At 50.8% G+C, this 13,793-nt stretch carries 16 protein-coding genes; all 16 read left to right on the top strand.

Annotated features, from left to right (window positions below):
• Positions 1-142 precede the first annotated feature (142 nt).
• From eutS to L4D09_RS20190, 16 genes are read left to right on the top strand one after another with little or no spacing between them, the layout of a single operon-like run.
• Positions 143-493 (top strand): ethanolamine utilization microcompartment protein EutS, encoded by a 351-nt coding sequence (eutS, locus tag L4D09_RS20265; protein WP_428459343.1) that lies wholly within the window; start codon positions 143-145, stop codon positions 491-493.
• A gap of 1 nt (position 494) precedes the next feature.
• A complete protein-coding gene (locus L4D09_RS20260) occupies positions 495-965 on the top strand; it encodes a EutP/PduV family microcompartment system protein (RefSeq protein ID WP_428459342.1) in 471 nt (156 codons plus the stop codon).
• A gap of 28 nt (positions 966-993) precedes the next feature.
• Entirely contained in the window at positions 994-1,719 is a 726-nt protein-coding gene (gene eutQ / locus L4D09_RS20255) for an ethanolamine utilization acetate kinase EutQ (protein ID WP_428459341.1), read from the top strand.
• Positions 1,720-1,721: 2 nt separating this feature from the next.
• Positions 1,722-2,558 (top strand): ethanolamine utilization cob(I)yrinic acid a,c-diamide adenosyltransferase EutT, encoded by an 837-nt coding sequence (eutT, locus tag L4D09_RS20250; RefSeq protein ID WP_428459340.1) that lies wholly within the window; start codon positions 1,722-1,724, stop codon positions 2,556-2,558.
• Positions 2,545-3,522: a phosphate acetyltransferase gene (gene pta / locus L4D09_RS20245; RefSeq protein WP_428459339.1), complete on the top strand. Its 978-nt coding sequence runs from the start codon at positions 2,545-2,547 to the stop codon at positions 3,520-3,522. The genes eutT and pta overlap by 14 nt, the downstream gene beginning before the upstream one ends.
• A 29-nt stretch (positions 3,523-3,551) precedes the next feature.
• A complete protein-coding gene (gene eutM, locus L4D09_RS20240) occupies positions 3,552-3,875 on the top strand; it encodes an ethanolamine utilization microcompartment protein EutM (protein ID WP_428459338.1) in 324 nt (107 codons plus the stop codon).
• Between the two features lie 16 nt (positions 3,876-3,891).
• Positions 3,892-4,167: an ethanolamine utilization microcompartment protein EutM gene (gene eutM, locus L4D09_RS20235; RefSeq protein WP_107348726.1), complete on the top strand. Its 276-nt coding sequence runs from the start codon at positions 3,892-3,894 to the stop codon at positions 4,165-4,167.
• Between the two features lie 50 nt (positions 4,168-4,217).
• Positions 4,218-4,514 (top strand): EutN/CcmL family microcompartment protein, encoded by a 297-nt coding sequence (locus tag L4D09_RS20230; protein WP_428459337.1) that lies wholly within the window; start codon positions 4,218-4,220, stop codon positions 4,512-4,514.
• Between the two features lie 24 nt (positions 4,515-4,538).
• Positions 4,539-5,948 carry an aldehyde dehydrogenase family protein gene (locus L4D09_RS20225; RefSeq protein ID WP_428459336.1) on the top strand — a complete coding sequence of 470 codons (1,410 nt, stop codon included), beginning with the start codon at positions 4,539-4,541 and terminating at the stop codon, positions 5,946-5,948.
• A gap of 2 nt (positions 5,949-5,950) precedes the next feature.
• The gene (gene eutJ, locus L4D09_RS20220) at positions 5,951-6,787 is read left to right on the top strand and encodes an ethanolamine utilization protein EutJ (RefSeq protein WP_428459335.1); all 837 of its coding nucleotides are present in this window, start codon (positions 5,951-5,953) and stop codon (positions 6,785-6,787) included.
• 3 nt (positions 6,788-6,790) lie between these two features.
• Positions 6,791-8,029 carry an iron-containing alcohol dehydrogenase gene (locus L4D09_RS20215; RefSeq protein ID WP_428459334.1) on the top strand — a complete coding sequence of 413 codons (1,239 nt, stop codon included), beginning with the start codon at positions 6,791-6,793 and terminating at the stop codon, positions 8,027-8,029.
• A complete protein-coding gene (locus L4D09_RS20210) occupies positions 8,029-9,471 on the top strand; it encodes an ethanolamine ammonia-lyase reactivating factor EutA (RefSeq protein WP_428459333.1) in 1,443 nt (480 codons plus the stop codon). The genes L4D09_RS20215 and L4D09_RS20210 overlap by 1 nt, the downstream gene beginning before the upstream one ends.
• Positions 9,472-9,484: 13 nt before the next feature.
• Positions 9,485-10,846, top strand: a complete 1,362-nt coding sequence (locus L4D09_RS20205) for an ethanolamine ammonia-lyase subunit EutB (protein WP_428459332.1) — start codon at positions 9,485-9,487, stop codon at positions 10,844-10,846.
• A 13-nt stretch (positions 10,847-10,859) separates the two neighbouring features.
• On the top strand, positions 10,860-11,750 hold the full coding sequence (gene eutC, locus L4D09_RS20200) for an ethanolamine ammonia-lyase subunit EutC (protein WP_428459331.1): 891 nt from the start codon (positions 10,860-10,862) through the stop codon (positions 11,748-11,750).
• A 13-nt stretch (positions 11,751-11,763) separates the two neighbouring features.
• The gene (gene eutL, locus L4D09_RS20195) at positions 11,764-12,420 is read left to right on the top strand and encodes an ethanolamine utilization microcompartment protein EutL (protein ID WP_428459330.1); all 657 of its coding nucleotides are present in this window, start codon (positions 11,764-11,766) and stop codon (positions 12,418-12,420) included.
• Positions 12,421-12,431: 11 nt separating this feature from the next.
• The gene (locus L4D09_RS20190) at positions 12,432-13,772 is read left to right on the top strand and encodes a 4Fe-4S dicluster domain-containing protein (RefSeq protein ID WP_428459329.1); all 1,341 of its coding nucleotides are present in this window, start codon (positions 12,432-12,434) and stop codon (positions 13,770-13,772) included.
• The last annotated feature ends 21 nt before the right edge of the window (positions 13,773-13,793 follow it).

Raw genomic sequence — 13,793 nt, 5'->3', positions numbered from 1 at the left:
ATTTATTTGGTGATAACGATCATGTTTTATCGATAACTCTAATATTTATTGCGATCAAAAAATAGTTATGTGATGGGTGTTTCATAAAATCAATGAGCATAGGTGTAGATTGATTTAGTGTTTTTATACTAAGTGTCCACACATGTTAGATCTATCATCTGGTAAAGAGCGGATTATCCAGGAGTTTGTTCCGGGTAAACAGGTTACGCTTGCCCACCTTGTCGCCAATCCAACTGAGGAGTTGTGTGAGCGAGTCGGGGTTGAGAGCAATGGAGCTATTGGGATATTGACGCTAACACCAGGCGAAACATCCATTATCGCCGGAGATATCGCAACGAAATCTGCAAATGTAAATATTGGATTTTTAGACCGTTTCTCAGGTGCTTTAGTTATAACCGGCAGTGTTGCATCGGTCGATGAGGCGTTGAATACAGTTATTTCTGTACTTAATACCACTTTGTCTTATAACACCTGCGAAATAACTAGGACCTAACATGAATAACCAGCAAATATCGAATATTGCTTTTATTGGTGAGGTTGATGCCGGTAAATCAGCACTTATTAATAAAATTCTAGATCAGGAAACTAATACTGGAAAGACGCAGGCCGCTATTTTTTATCAAGGCAGCGTTATTGATACACCGGGAGAGTTTGTCGATAACCGTTCTTGGAATGGTGCATTGCTTTCGACTATCTCGACGGTAAAAACAATTGTGATTTTACAGCCTGCTGATGCGAAGCGTGTCAGTGCACCGAGCGGCTTATTACGAGTGTATCCGAATAAGAATATTGTAGCGGTGATCAGCAAGGCTGATGTTGAGAGTGCTGATTGTGAAAGGGCAGAGCGCCTATTGAAGGGGCAGGGGATAACCGGACCTTACTTCCGCACCTCTATTTATGATCCTTCATCGATTGACCAACTCTATGAGCACTTACTTTCTCTTCAGCCAGTAAATGCTGAATGAAACCATTCTAATTGCAAGGGAAGCGGTAATGAAACAGTTAATTTCTGCTGCGGATATACGTAAAGCAAAAGCGAATAAAGAAAGCTACCTAGTTGTACCGGTGGCGCAGTACATCATCACACCGGAAGCACGCGATGTTGCTAACGTTGAGGGCGTGGAACTGCTTGATACGGAGCCGCGTCAACAGCAAGTTGAGGCTCCGCCGGTAAATGCAGCCAGTGTCCAGTCGTTGCCTGAAGTAAAGAAAAGTGACGTTGAATGCTCAGGTCAGCTTGCTGCCAAGATCCAGTCTGAGATTGAGTCGAAGCTTACACGTGTCGACAGTGATCAGAGTGCGTTGATTAAAGAACTGATCAGCAAGGCATTACAGGACTTTGGTGTACAGGCACCGCCGTCGGCACGGCAAATTAATGATGACGGCATTGTTCTGGTACGAGGCAGCGCGGTTCAACTGGGTGAGTTTGATGGTGCGCCTGGCAAGAATATCGGCCTAACGGATGTTATTGGTGCCCAAGACAATAGCAACATGGGCGTCGGTTACATGGGCTGGGAGAATGCTTTCTTCCCTTGGACCCTATGCTATGACGAAGTCAATGTGGTTTTGGAAGGGGAGTTTCATGTGAAAACGGCCTCTGGGACCACGGTTGGTAAGCCGGGTGATGTCATTTTTATTCCTAAGGGAAGCACGGTGGAGTTCGGTACTCCGACCCATGTGCGCTATGTCTACATTACTTACCCTGTTGAGTGGGCGTAATCATGGACAGCAAAGCCACGCCTGCCTTTATTACGGAAGATTACTTACGTCAGCATGTTGGTTTACGTACTGGCGGTGAGATCTTTTTGCCGGTAGGGACACGCTTTACACCCGCAGCCCAGCAAATGGTTACTGAACGGCAAATTACGGTGAAGTGGCGTAGTGACAATGGGCTGGTGTTTTCGAGCAGAGAAGGTGAGGCCCTAGAGCCTGCCGAGCAGGTACATCCATTGAAAACTAATAATGTACGCCCTGAGAATGCGTGCGTGATGTGCGGATCGCATATTGCCGATAAGCCGGCCTTAATGACCCATTTGAATGACCAAGTGCTCGTACCTAAAACCCATCCGCGGATTGCATTACGGGGAAAACTCGATAGCTGCATCTGTTTTTGTGTGATGGCGCAGTGTGCACTGGAAGATCAGCCTGAGCTGCTCAAAGGCTTTATGGCTGATATTCGCTCCTATCTTGGGCAAGTGTTGCAGGCTGAAGTCACAGAGCAACCACTGCCGTTGCCTAGGCTTGGCAGTTTTGACGCCGATGAGGTGCATCGTTGGTCGCACAAGCCACTGGCTTATTTGGGTCATGATCATTTATTGCCCGATGCGTGTTACGGCCACACGGTTGCTCAGCTGAATTATTTACGTGCGTTGGTTCGCGAGCTTGAGCTGATTGCCAGCCAGGTCTATCTCGATGACTGCATGCAGTTGAGCCGAAATGACATTGTGGCAGGTTTGAATCGGCTGTCCAGTGTGGTTTACGTCGTGATGATTTTGGTATTGCAGTGTGAAAAAGGCCATCAAGCCATCCTCAAGGAGCTGGGTCATGGAGTTGCTTGAAACTTGCCGGGAAGCCTGTCGTAAACAACCGAAGCGCATCGTTTTTCCTGATGCTGAGGACGTACGTCTACTCCATGCTGCCAATGAGATGAAATTGGCGGGATTGGCTGAGCCTATTTTGCTGGGTAACCCGTTCCGGTTGCGTGATATGGCCCATCGTAGCGGGATAGCCGTGCCTTGTTTGACATTACTGTCGCCGGAATCGGCTGGGTGTTTTGATGAAATGGTTGCCAGCTATGTGAGCCGCCAGCGCAAGCCTATTACTGCTGAGGAAGCAGCAACCCGGCTCAAGCAGCCATTGGATTTCGCCATGATGATGGTCGCCCATGGTTACGCTGATGTGTGTATTGGCGGCAACGTATCGACAACGGGTGATGTGATCCGGGCAGCTATTCGCGGTGTGGGCATTGCCGCTAACTCCAAAACGGTATCGAGTTTTTTCCTGATGCTCTCTCCTGATGGCCAAGCCGTGCATGCGTTTTCTGATGCCGGGGTGATCCCGTTGCCGACGGCTGAGCAGCTGGCTGATATTGCGATTGATACCGCCGCAAACTTCGCCCGGCTTACCGGCCAAACACCGCGGGTAGCCATGCTGTCATTTTCCACCAAGGGGAGTGCAGAGCACCCTACTGTAAGCAAAGTGACCGAAGCGACAGAGATGGTGCGCCAGCGCTGTCCGGACTTGATCATCGATGGTGAGGTGCAATTTGACGCAGCCATCGTCCCTGCGGTTGCGGCGCAGAAAATGCCGAATAGCCCACTCGAAGGGCAGGCAAATGTGTTTATTTTTCCTTCGCTTAACGCCGGCAATATAGCCTACAAGGTTGCCCAGCGGTTAGGCGGATATATTGCGTTGGGGCCGATGCTGCAAGGCTTGGCTTCACCGGTACATGACTTATCTCGCGGCTGTAGTGCGAACGATATCGTTGATATTTCGGTATTGGCTTCATGTCTGTGTCGATAACTTTAAAAACAAATGTTGAGGAATAGCTAATGGAAGCGTTAGGCATTATTGAAACCAAAGGACTGACTGCATTGATTGAAGCATCTGATGCGATGGTTAAGGCCGCTCGCGTGCAGTTGGTGGGGTACAAGCAAATTGGGTCAGGCATTGTTTCAGCGATGGTACGCGGTGATGTGGCGGCTTGCAAAGCGGCAACAGATGCCGGTGCTGCAGCCGCTCAACGTCTAGGCGAAGTGGTTGCAGTTCATGTGATCCCTCGTCCGCACGGCGACTTGGAAGCAATCTTCCCAATCACTACGGAAGTAGAAGAAAAAAAGGCACCAGCAACTAAATCACGCACTGAAAGCAAATAATCCAAGGAGCAGTTAAATGGACGCATTAGGAATTCTAGAAACCAAAGGGTTGACCGCACTTATCGAAGCATCGGATGCGATGGTCAAGGCTGCACGCGTGGAGCTTGTTGGCTATCAGCAAATCGGCTCTGGTTATGTTACCGCATTGATCCGTGGTGACGTGGCATCGTGCAAGGCGGCAACAGATGCAGGCTCGGTTGTGGCCCAACGTCTGGGTGAGTTGGTGGCGGTCCATGTGATCCCTCGTCCTCACCAAGATCTTGAAAAAGTATTTCCGATCACGGTGAAGTAATGGTTTTCCCTTGGCATGTGCTAAGGGGAGCCGCAGCATGAGGAGTTCGTATGCGCATCGCGAAAGTTATAGGCCATGTTATTGCCACCGTCCGCAGCCAACACATGCGGATGGATAAGCTCTGTTTGGTGGAGTTTGTCGATAAGCAAGGTAACGGCATGGGTGAGATCCATATTGCGATGGATCAGCTTGGAGCGGGCGAGGACGAGTGGGTGATGGTGGTCTCGGGCAGTTCGGCCCGAGCAGCTTACGGTGATTTGCAAACCGGCTCACCTGTCGATCTTTGCGTGGTGGGGATCATTGATGAAGTCACCGCGTCACGCGAACAGCTTTATCGGAAAATTTAACCTGTTGCATGGAGTAGATTCATTATGGATCAGCAGCAAATAGAAGAAATTGTCAGACGTGTTGTCATGCAACTCGATATGACTCAAAACGGCACGTCTTCTGATTGCGGGGCCGGTGATTACGGTATCTATCCAACGCTGGATGGTGCCGTTGCCGCCGCGAAACAGGCTCAAAAACAAATTCACTCGCTGGCTTTGCGTGACGAGATGATCCTAGCTATTCGCAGAATGGCTAAAAAGCACGCCAAAGAGCTGTCTACCATGGCGGTAGAAGAAACGGGTTTTGGCCGTGTAGAAGACAAGATTGCCAAGCACCTGTTAGTTGCACAGCGTACCCCGGGGACTGAAATTTTAGCCCCGCAGGCGGTATCCGGCGATGCGGGAATGAGCTTGATGGAAAATGCCCCATGGGGCGTCATTGCTTCTGTCACCCCGAGTACTAACCCGTCCTGTACGGTGATCAATAATGCGATCAGCATGATTGCTGCGGGTAATGCAGTGGTATTTGCACCGCATCCAGCAGCCAAGAAAGTGTCACAGTACGCGATCCAACTGGTAAACAAAGCCAGTGAAAGTGTCGGTGGCCCGGCCAATATCTGTACCACGGTGGCGACACCATCACTGGAAAATGCCCAAGCCTTGTTCTGCTATCCGGGGATCGGCTTGCTGGTGGTTACTGGTGGTGACGCCGTTGTCGATGCAGCGCGCAAAGTCACTGATAAACGCCTTATTGCTGCTGGCCCGGGTAACCCGCCAGTGGTAGTCGATGAAACGGCAGATCTGCAACGTGCTGCAATTTCTATCGTGCAGGGGGCTTCATTCGATAACAACATCGTTTGTGCCACAGAGAAAGAAATCATTGCGGTTGCATCGATTGCCGACGAGCTGAAAGCCTGCATGTGCCAGCATGGCGCGTTTGAGTTAAGTCCAGCGCAAGCTGAGTCAGTTGCCCGTATCGTGCTCAAAGGGTATCCCGGTGAGCATCCTTCAGCCGATCCTAAATGGGTTGGACGAGATGCGGCCAAGATTGCCGCTGCCGCAGATATTCAAGTGCCTGGTGATACTCGCTTGTTGGTATTTGATGCGGATAAAGATCATGTCTTTGCCACGACTGAACAAATGATGCCAATTATTCCATTGATCAGGGCCCAGCATGTCGATCAGGCCATTGATTGGGCGGTGGAGCTTGAAAACGGTAATCGACATACCGCGGCGATTCATTCGAAAAATATCGATGTACTCACCCGCATGGCCTTTGAAATGGACTGTAGTTTATTGGCCAAAAATGGACCTGCGATTGCGGCAATAGGCGCTGGTGGTGAAGGCTGGACAACCATGACGATTTCGACCCCAACCGGGGAAGGGGTGACGAATGCGTTGACTTTCACTCGTAAGCGCCGTTGTACCGCAGTTGATGCGTTCAGGATCGTATAGCTATGACTAGTTTGCTCGAACATGTTAACCAACACCTATTGCTCATTGATGAACTGGTCAATGACGAGTCGCCGGTGTCTGCACCAGACCAGTGGCATGTCGGTATCGACTTAGGGACGGCGGATATTCAGACCGTTGTGATCGATGGTCGAGGCATACCTGTCGCCGCTTTTCTTGATTGGGCTGATGTGGTCCGGGATGGGGTGGTTGTGGATTATGTCGGTGCTTGCCGGATTGTGCGGGAGCAGTTACGAAAAGTTGAGCAGAAGCTTGGTGTAGCTGTCGAGCATGCAATCACTTCATACCCACCGGGGACTGATCCGCGGATCTCTATCAACGTGGTGGAGTCTGCCGGGGTGTTGGTGAGCCATGTGATTGATGAGCCAAGCAGTGTTGCAGAGCTGCTGCAAATCCAAGAGGGGGCGGTGATCGATGTCGGTGGCGGTACCACGGGCACTGCCATTATCGCCAATGGCGAGTTGGTCACCTCGCTTGACGAACCGTCGGGTGGCCGCCATGTCAGCTTGACGATTGCCGGTGGGCTAGGGGTTGAGGTGGATGAAGCTGAGCAATACAAGCGACGTAGCCATGAAGACCCACTTGTTGCCACTATGGCAAAGCCGGTCATTGAAAAGATGGCAGACATTGTGAGTGAGCATTTGGCTGGCCATCAGCCGACCGCGATGTATTTGACCGGTGGTGGCACCTTGATTGCGGGCTTTAGTGATATTTTCCGTAAGGCATTCCCAACAATTAATGTGGTTGAGTTTTCACGTGCCCTGTACCTGACGCCACTTGCCATTGCGAGCTATGGCTTGATGTTGGAAGGTAAGGAGTAAGTTATGAGCGTGTCACAAGCCGATGTTGCGGCGATTGTTCGACAAACCCTGACTCAATATCGACCTCACCGTGGTTTTACATTCCGATCACCTGCTGTCACGGTGACGGGCGGCTACTGCGTCAACCAATTAGGGGATGTGCTTAAAGAGCTTGGTGCGTCAAACGTTCTGCTGGTAGCCGACAAGCAGGTGTACCAGCTTGGCCTAACGGCAGGCTGTGAGACGGCAATTAAACTCTCCGGACTTTCCCTTACGCTGTTTACCGATATTGCCGGCGAGCCGGATAGTGATTGCCTGAAGGTGGGGAGCGACACCCTCAAGGCTTGCGGTGCCGATTTTGTGCTAGGTGTTGGTGGTGGTTCGGCATTGGACGCCGCCAAAGCCATTGCCGTAATTGGTGATTACCAAGGAAAACTGACTGACTATAAAGTGGGTGGAATAGCATCACGGCGAGTCGGCCTGGGCGCGATCCCGACCACGGCAGGAACGGGCTCTGAAGTCACCGATATTACCGTGATTAAAGATTTGGCGTTAGGTATCAAGGTGCCGGTCAAAGGTCCAGCCTTAGTACCTGATATGGCCCTTATCGATCCTGCCTTGATGCTGGGGGTACCTGCTGAGATCACCGCTGCGACGGGTATCGATGCGCTTACCCATGCCATTGAGGCTTATATTTCTCGCTATTCTAATCCGCTATCAAAGGCGTATGCCTATCACGCGATTGAAGCCATAAGCAAAGCACTACCGGTAGCCGCAGGCTATGGCCAAGACATTGATAAGCGGTATGACATGGCAGTTGCAGCCTATAAAGCAGGCTTGGCATTCAGTAATGCCGGGTTGGGGCTAACCCACGCTATCTCTCATCAGATTGGGGCCCGATACCATCTTGCCCACGGCGTCGCTAATGCCATCTTGCTACCGTATGTGATGGCTTTTAATGCCCTTAGCTGTGAAGCCGAGTTAGCGGAAGTGGCCAATGCTCTGGGTGTGGGGCGTGATTCCATGACACCGCGTGAACGCTGTAGGGCCGCAGTGTTGGCGGTTCGCCAGTTAGTGATGGATTTGGGGCTGCCGACATCACTTGCCGACGTTGATATTGCTAAGCGGGATATTCCGTTGCTGGCGGAACAGGCAATGAAAGACATCTGCCTACAGGGTAACCCAAGAGATGTGAGGCCTGCGCAGATCACAGGGTTATTGCAGCAAGTTATTACCGGTTCCTTGCCGGAAGGATATTGCTGATGGATAGAAAAGTTATCCATAGTGTCGGCATCGACATTGGCACAACGACCACCCAAGTGATTTTTTCTAACCTGACGGTGGTTAACCGTGCGCCTGCTTCTCAGGTTCCGGTCTATGAATTCATCGAGCGTGACATCGTATATCAGAGCCCGGTTACCTTCACACCGATTAACCATCAGGGCACGATTGATGCGCTTGGGCTCCAGCAATTTATAGAACAGCAGATCGAACTTGCGGGCTTAGATTCCGGTGATAAAGCAGGGGAAGGGGTGGAAACCGGCGCGATTATTATTACCGGAGAAACGGCAAAAGCGCATAACGCCCGTGATGCCATCATGGATTTATCACAACGGCTAGGTGACTTTGTGGTTGCGACCGCTGGGCCTAACCTTGAATCGGTTATTGCAGGCCGCGGCAGTGGTGCTCAGGAGCTTGCGCAGAACGGCCACCTTAAGGTGATGAATATCGATATTGGCGGTGGTACCTCCAATTATGTGGTGTTTGACTGTGGCCGGGTTGTCGAGACTGCTTGCCTTAATATTGGCGGCCGTTTGGTGGAGCTTAACGACAGCGGTGAAGTGGTGTATGTCCATAAACCGGCCGTGGTCGTGATGCAGGATCTGTTTGGGGAAACCCTACACCCACGCCAGATCACAGCGGATCATCTTAAGCGAATAATTGACCGCATGGCCGATCTGATTGTTGAAGTCATGGAGGGGCAGCTATCACCACTGGCCGTCCAACTGCTGCAAACATCGGGCTTATCGGAGCACAAGGATCTTGATGCTGTTTTCTTGAGTGGTGGCGTTGGAGAGTGTTACTACCATGCGGATAACCCCGCACACATAGGCAACTTTGGTGATATTGGTCCTCAACTTGCACTTTCATTGCTGCGTCATGGCCGGTTGGCTCATTACCCGGTGCGTCGTCCAAACCAGACATTACGTGCCACGGTGATTGGTGCCGGGGCATATTCACTGACGCTATCGGGTTCAACTATCTGGCTTAATTCTGCCGAGTTGCCACTGAAAAATATTCCAGTGGTTCACCCTGCTGTGGACTGGCAACAGCCGCAGCCTGAAATATGCGATCAAATTGTGATTGCTGCCGAGCGAATGGATCTTGCCATTGGCTGTGACCGCTACGCGATTGCCCTCGACCGTGGAATGCCAATCCGTTACCAGACCGTGCAGCATGTGGCGGCCGAGTTAACCCGATTTTATCAACAGCACGGAAATCATCAGGATCCGGCATTTGTCATTGTACATAACGATATCGGTAAAGCGTTGGGGATGGAACTACAGCCTCAGCTGCATCCTCTGCCTGTCACTGTCATTGATGAAGTGATCACCCATGAGGGTGACTATATCGATATTGGAAACAGTTACTTCGGCGGGGAGATTGTGCCATTAACTGTGAAATCTCTCGCCTTCCCGTCTTAAAAGGAGTTGTTACATGAAGTTAAAAACCCACCTGTTTGGCCAAACTTACCAATTCAGGGATGTGAAAGATGTACTTGCTAAAGCGTCAGATCTTCGCTCGGGCGATATTTTGGCGGGCGTTGCGGCGCATACGGCGCAAGAGCGAGTCGCGGCTAAACATGTGCTGTCAGAAATGACATTGAAGGATCTGCGTGAAAATCCGGTTGTCAGCTACGAAACCGATTTGATCACCCGGATTAATCAAGACAGCTTGAATCGCACCATGTTCGAGAAAATTCAGAACTGGACGGTGAGTGAGCTGCGTGAGTACGTACTCAGTGATGTCAGCAACGAAGACATGCAACGCCTGCGCAAAGGCTTAACCGCAGAAATGGTGTCAGCCGTTGGTAAGCTGTGCTCGAACGGTGACTTGATGTATGGCGCCAGTCAGATGCCGGTGATCACCAAGGCCAATGCGACCGTCGGTTTGCCTGGGCACTTTAGCTGTCGCCTGCAGCCAAATGATACCCGTGATAACGTCAATTCGATTCTGGCCCAAACCTATGAAGGTTTAACCTATGGTTGTGGCGATGCCGTGATTGGTATCAACCCAGTCACAGATAGCGTCGAAAACACCACCCAGATGCTAAATGCAATTCAAGATGTGATCACCAAGTGGGATATTCCTACCCAGCCTTGTGTCTTGGCGCACATAACCACTCAGATGGAAGCGGTTCGCCGGGGAGCGCCTGGGGGCTTGTTATTCCAAAGTATTGCTGGCTCAGAAAAAGGACTGGCGGAATTTGGTGTGAGTGTCGACATGCTCGACGAAGCCTATGAAGTTGGTAAGCAGTACTGCAACCTGGCTGGCGAGAACATGATGTATTTCGAGACCGGACAGGGCTCTGAACTCTCTGCCGATGCCCACCATGGTGCCGATCAGATGACGATGGAAGCGAGATGCTACGCATTGGCACAACGTTATAACCCTCACTTGGTGAATACCGTTGTTGGCTTTATTGGTCCTGAATACCTCTACAACCACCAACAAATTATCCGTGCCGGGTTGGAAGACCATTTCATGGGTAAATTGTCGGGAATACCGATGGGGTGTGATGCGTGTTACACCAACCATGCCGATACAGATCAGAACTCTAACGAAAACCTAGTGACTCTTCTGGCTGCAGCCGGGGTTAACTTTGTTATTGGTATGCCGCTTGGTGACGACATCATGCTGAATTACCAAACCACCTCGTTCCATGATACCGCCACTGTTCGACAGCTATTGAAACTGCGTCCGGCACCGGAGTTTGAAGCATGGATGGAAACTATGGGCTTTATGGAAAATGGCCGGTTAACCCGCAAGGCGGGCGACCCATCAGTGTTTTTCAAATAAGGGGTAGCTAGGAATGAACGAACAGAAGATTCAGGATATTGTCGCCACCGTACTTGCGCAGCTAGGTGAAAAAGATGTCAGTCCAGCTGCGGTCACCAAGGTGGTTGATGCACAAGTCACACAACAGAGTAATAACAGCACGGAATCGTTACCTGATTTAGGGGATAAGTGCTTTAAGAAATGGAATGGCATTAGTGAGGCTGCTGATAGCAAAGTCATCGATGACTTGATGTCGCAGACAGATGCCCGGGTGGGGACTGGCCGCACCGGCCCACGTCCAAGAACAACCGCGTTACTGCGATTTTTGGCCGATCACTCACGTTCGAAAGATACGGTGATTAAGAATGTCGAATCGTCATGGCTGCAAGAGCGCAACCTGATGGAAGTGCAGTCTTGCGCAGCTGACAAAGATGTTTACCTAACCCGTCCGGATCTTGGCCGTAAACTAAATGATGATGCCAAGATGCTGATTCGTGATAACTGCAAAAAAGCGCCACAGGTACAGGTTGTGCTGTCTGATGGGTTAAGTTTGGATGCTGTAACTGTCAACCATGATGAAATTCTTCCACCACTGATCAACGGTTTGAAAAACGCCGGACTGGATGTCGGCACGCCTTTCTTCCTGCGTTACGGCAGGGTAAAAGCACAAGATGAAATTGGCATGCTGCTAGATGCTGAAGTCAACCTGCTGCTGATTGGAGAGCGTCCTGGGCTAGGTCAGTCAGAGTCCTTAAGTTGTTATGCGATCTACAAGCCAACAGAAAAAACAGTCGAGTCAGATCGCACCGTAATATCAAATATTCACGCTGGGGGTACACCACCTGTGGAAGCGGCGGCGGTGATAGTCGATTTGGTCAAAACCATGCTGGCGCAGAAAGCCAGTGGCATTAACTTGAAGCGCTAAGAAGGAACGAAGCATGGCAATTTTAGACAAAATTCAACCATCAGTACTGGCGACCCGTGTGATTGCCTCGGTCGATCCGGTTTACAAGGAAAAAATGGGGCTTCAGCCCCATCACAATAGCATAGGTATTATCACGTCTGATTGTGATGACGTGACTTATTGCGCCTTGGATGAAGCAACGAAAGCGGCAAATGTGGATGTGGTTTATGCTCGTTCCTTTTATGCCGGTGCTGCGCACTCATCCGGCCCGACATCCGGTGAAGTGATCGGTATTTTGGCTGGTGGCTGCCCAGCAGATGTCATTGCTGGGCTGGAACGAGCAAAAGCGTTTATTGAAGACGAAGCCGCTTTTCAGTGCGCTGATGAAAATGGTGATATCGCTTTTTTTGCCCACTTGGTTTCATCAACAGGCAGCTATCTATCCGCTGAAGCTGGGGTAGAGCAGGGTGAAGCATTAGCCTACTTGATTGCTCCTCCGTTAGAAGCAATGTATGCCCTAGATGCAGCTTTGAAAGCCGCTGATGTACAGTTGGTTAATCTGTTTGCACCACCGTCGGAAACTAACTTTGGTGGCGGTCATTTAGCCGGTTCACAAGCGGCGTGCCGCGCAGCGTGTGATGCGTTTGAGGCTGCCGTGCTTGATGTTGCTCGAAACCCAATAGCTAATTAGTCGAGGTGGATGTGGAACCGTTATTGAACCTAGTTCAGCAGGGCGGCGTCGTTGGTGCGGGGGGCGCAGGCTTCCCGACCTACGTCAAACTTGATTGCCAAGTTGAGCTGGTGTTGGCCAACGGCGCTGAATGTGAGCCATTGCTGTATAAGGATCAGGTCTTGATGCAGCAGTGGGGACATGAGCTGTGTGGCGGGATGTTATTGGCCATGAAGCAGGTCGGTGCGGCACGCGGGATCATTGGCATTAAAAAGAAAAATGCCGATACCATCGCGATACTGACCTCCTTGCTGCCGGCCAATATCGAATTGCTGCTGATGGATGATGTTTATCCTGCTGGCGATGAAGTTGAACTGGTTTTCCACGCTACGGGGAAACGTATTCCTGCTGGTGGACTACCGAAAGATATCGGGGTGATGGTTAATAACATTGAATCCTTTATCAATGTTTTCCGTGCAGCAAACGGTCAGCCTGTGACAGAAACAATGATCTCCGTTCACGGTGAGGTTTCCTCGCCGTATTCGGCGTGGTTACCCATTGGCATGACTTACCGTGAAGCTATTGCACTTGCGGGGGGGATGATCCGTAAGGACTGTGTCGTTGTTGAAGGTGGCCCGATGATGGGCTCGATAACGACTGATTTAGATAAGCCGATAACGAAAGTTTCCAGTGGTTTACTGGTGTTGCCGAAAAGTTCACGGATAGCACGGGTCAAGTTGCGCAGCGAAGCTGATCTTCGACGGATAGGTAAAGCCGCGTGCGATCAATGCAGCTTGTGTACTTCCATGTGTCCCCGGAATTTGCTGGGTTATCCAATTCAGCCACATCTGGCGATGCGATCGCTTCAGGTTTCAGGTAGCAATAACCAGAGCTTTGCCTTAGCGGCGCAAGCCTGCTGCGAATGTAACCTTTGTACGATGTGGTCGTGTCCCGAGGGGCTGGATCCGAGTCGGGTATGTGCCACTACCAAGCGGGCACTACGTGAGCAGCAGCAATGGCAATCACCAGCAGAACTACAAGCCAAAACGACGGATGTGCATCCATTGCGGGAATACCGGGGCGTGCCGACTAAAAGGCTTGCCCGGCGCTTGGAGTTAAGCCAGTACATGGAAACAAAAGCAGCTTACCGCTCAAGTGATTATGTTCCGGAAGTGGTTTCAATTCCGTTGGCGCAGCATATAGGGCTACCAGCACAAGCCATTGTTAAAGAAGGTGAAACTGTAGTTAAAGGGCAGATGATCGGCCAACCTGCAGAGGGCGGGCTCAGTACCGCTATACATGCCAGTATCTCTGGTATTGTTGCTTCAGTCGGTGACTCTGTCGTTATTAAGCATCAGGCAGCTACTGAATAGGTGGCTTAATGCAATTAGAAA

Origin of the sequence: Photobacterium makurazakiensis (assembly GCF_050336715.1) — a bacterium.
Taxonomy (GTDB): domain Bacteria; phylum Pseudomonadota; class Gammaproteobacteria; order Enterobacterales; family Vibrionaceae; genus Photobacterium; species Photobacterium makurazakiensis.
This window is presented reverse-complemented; position numbering and strand designations above follow the sequence as displayed.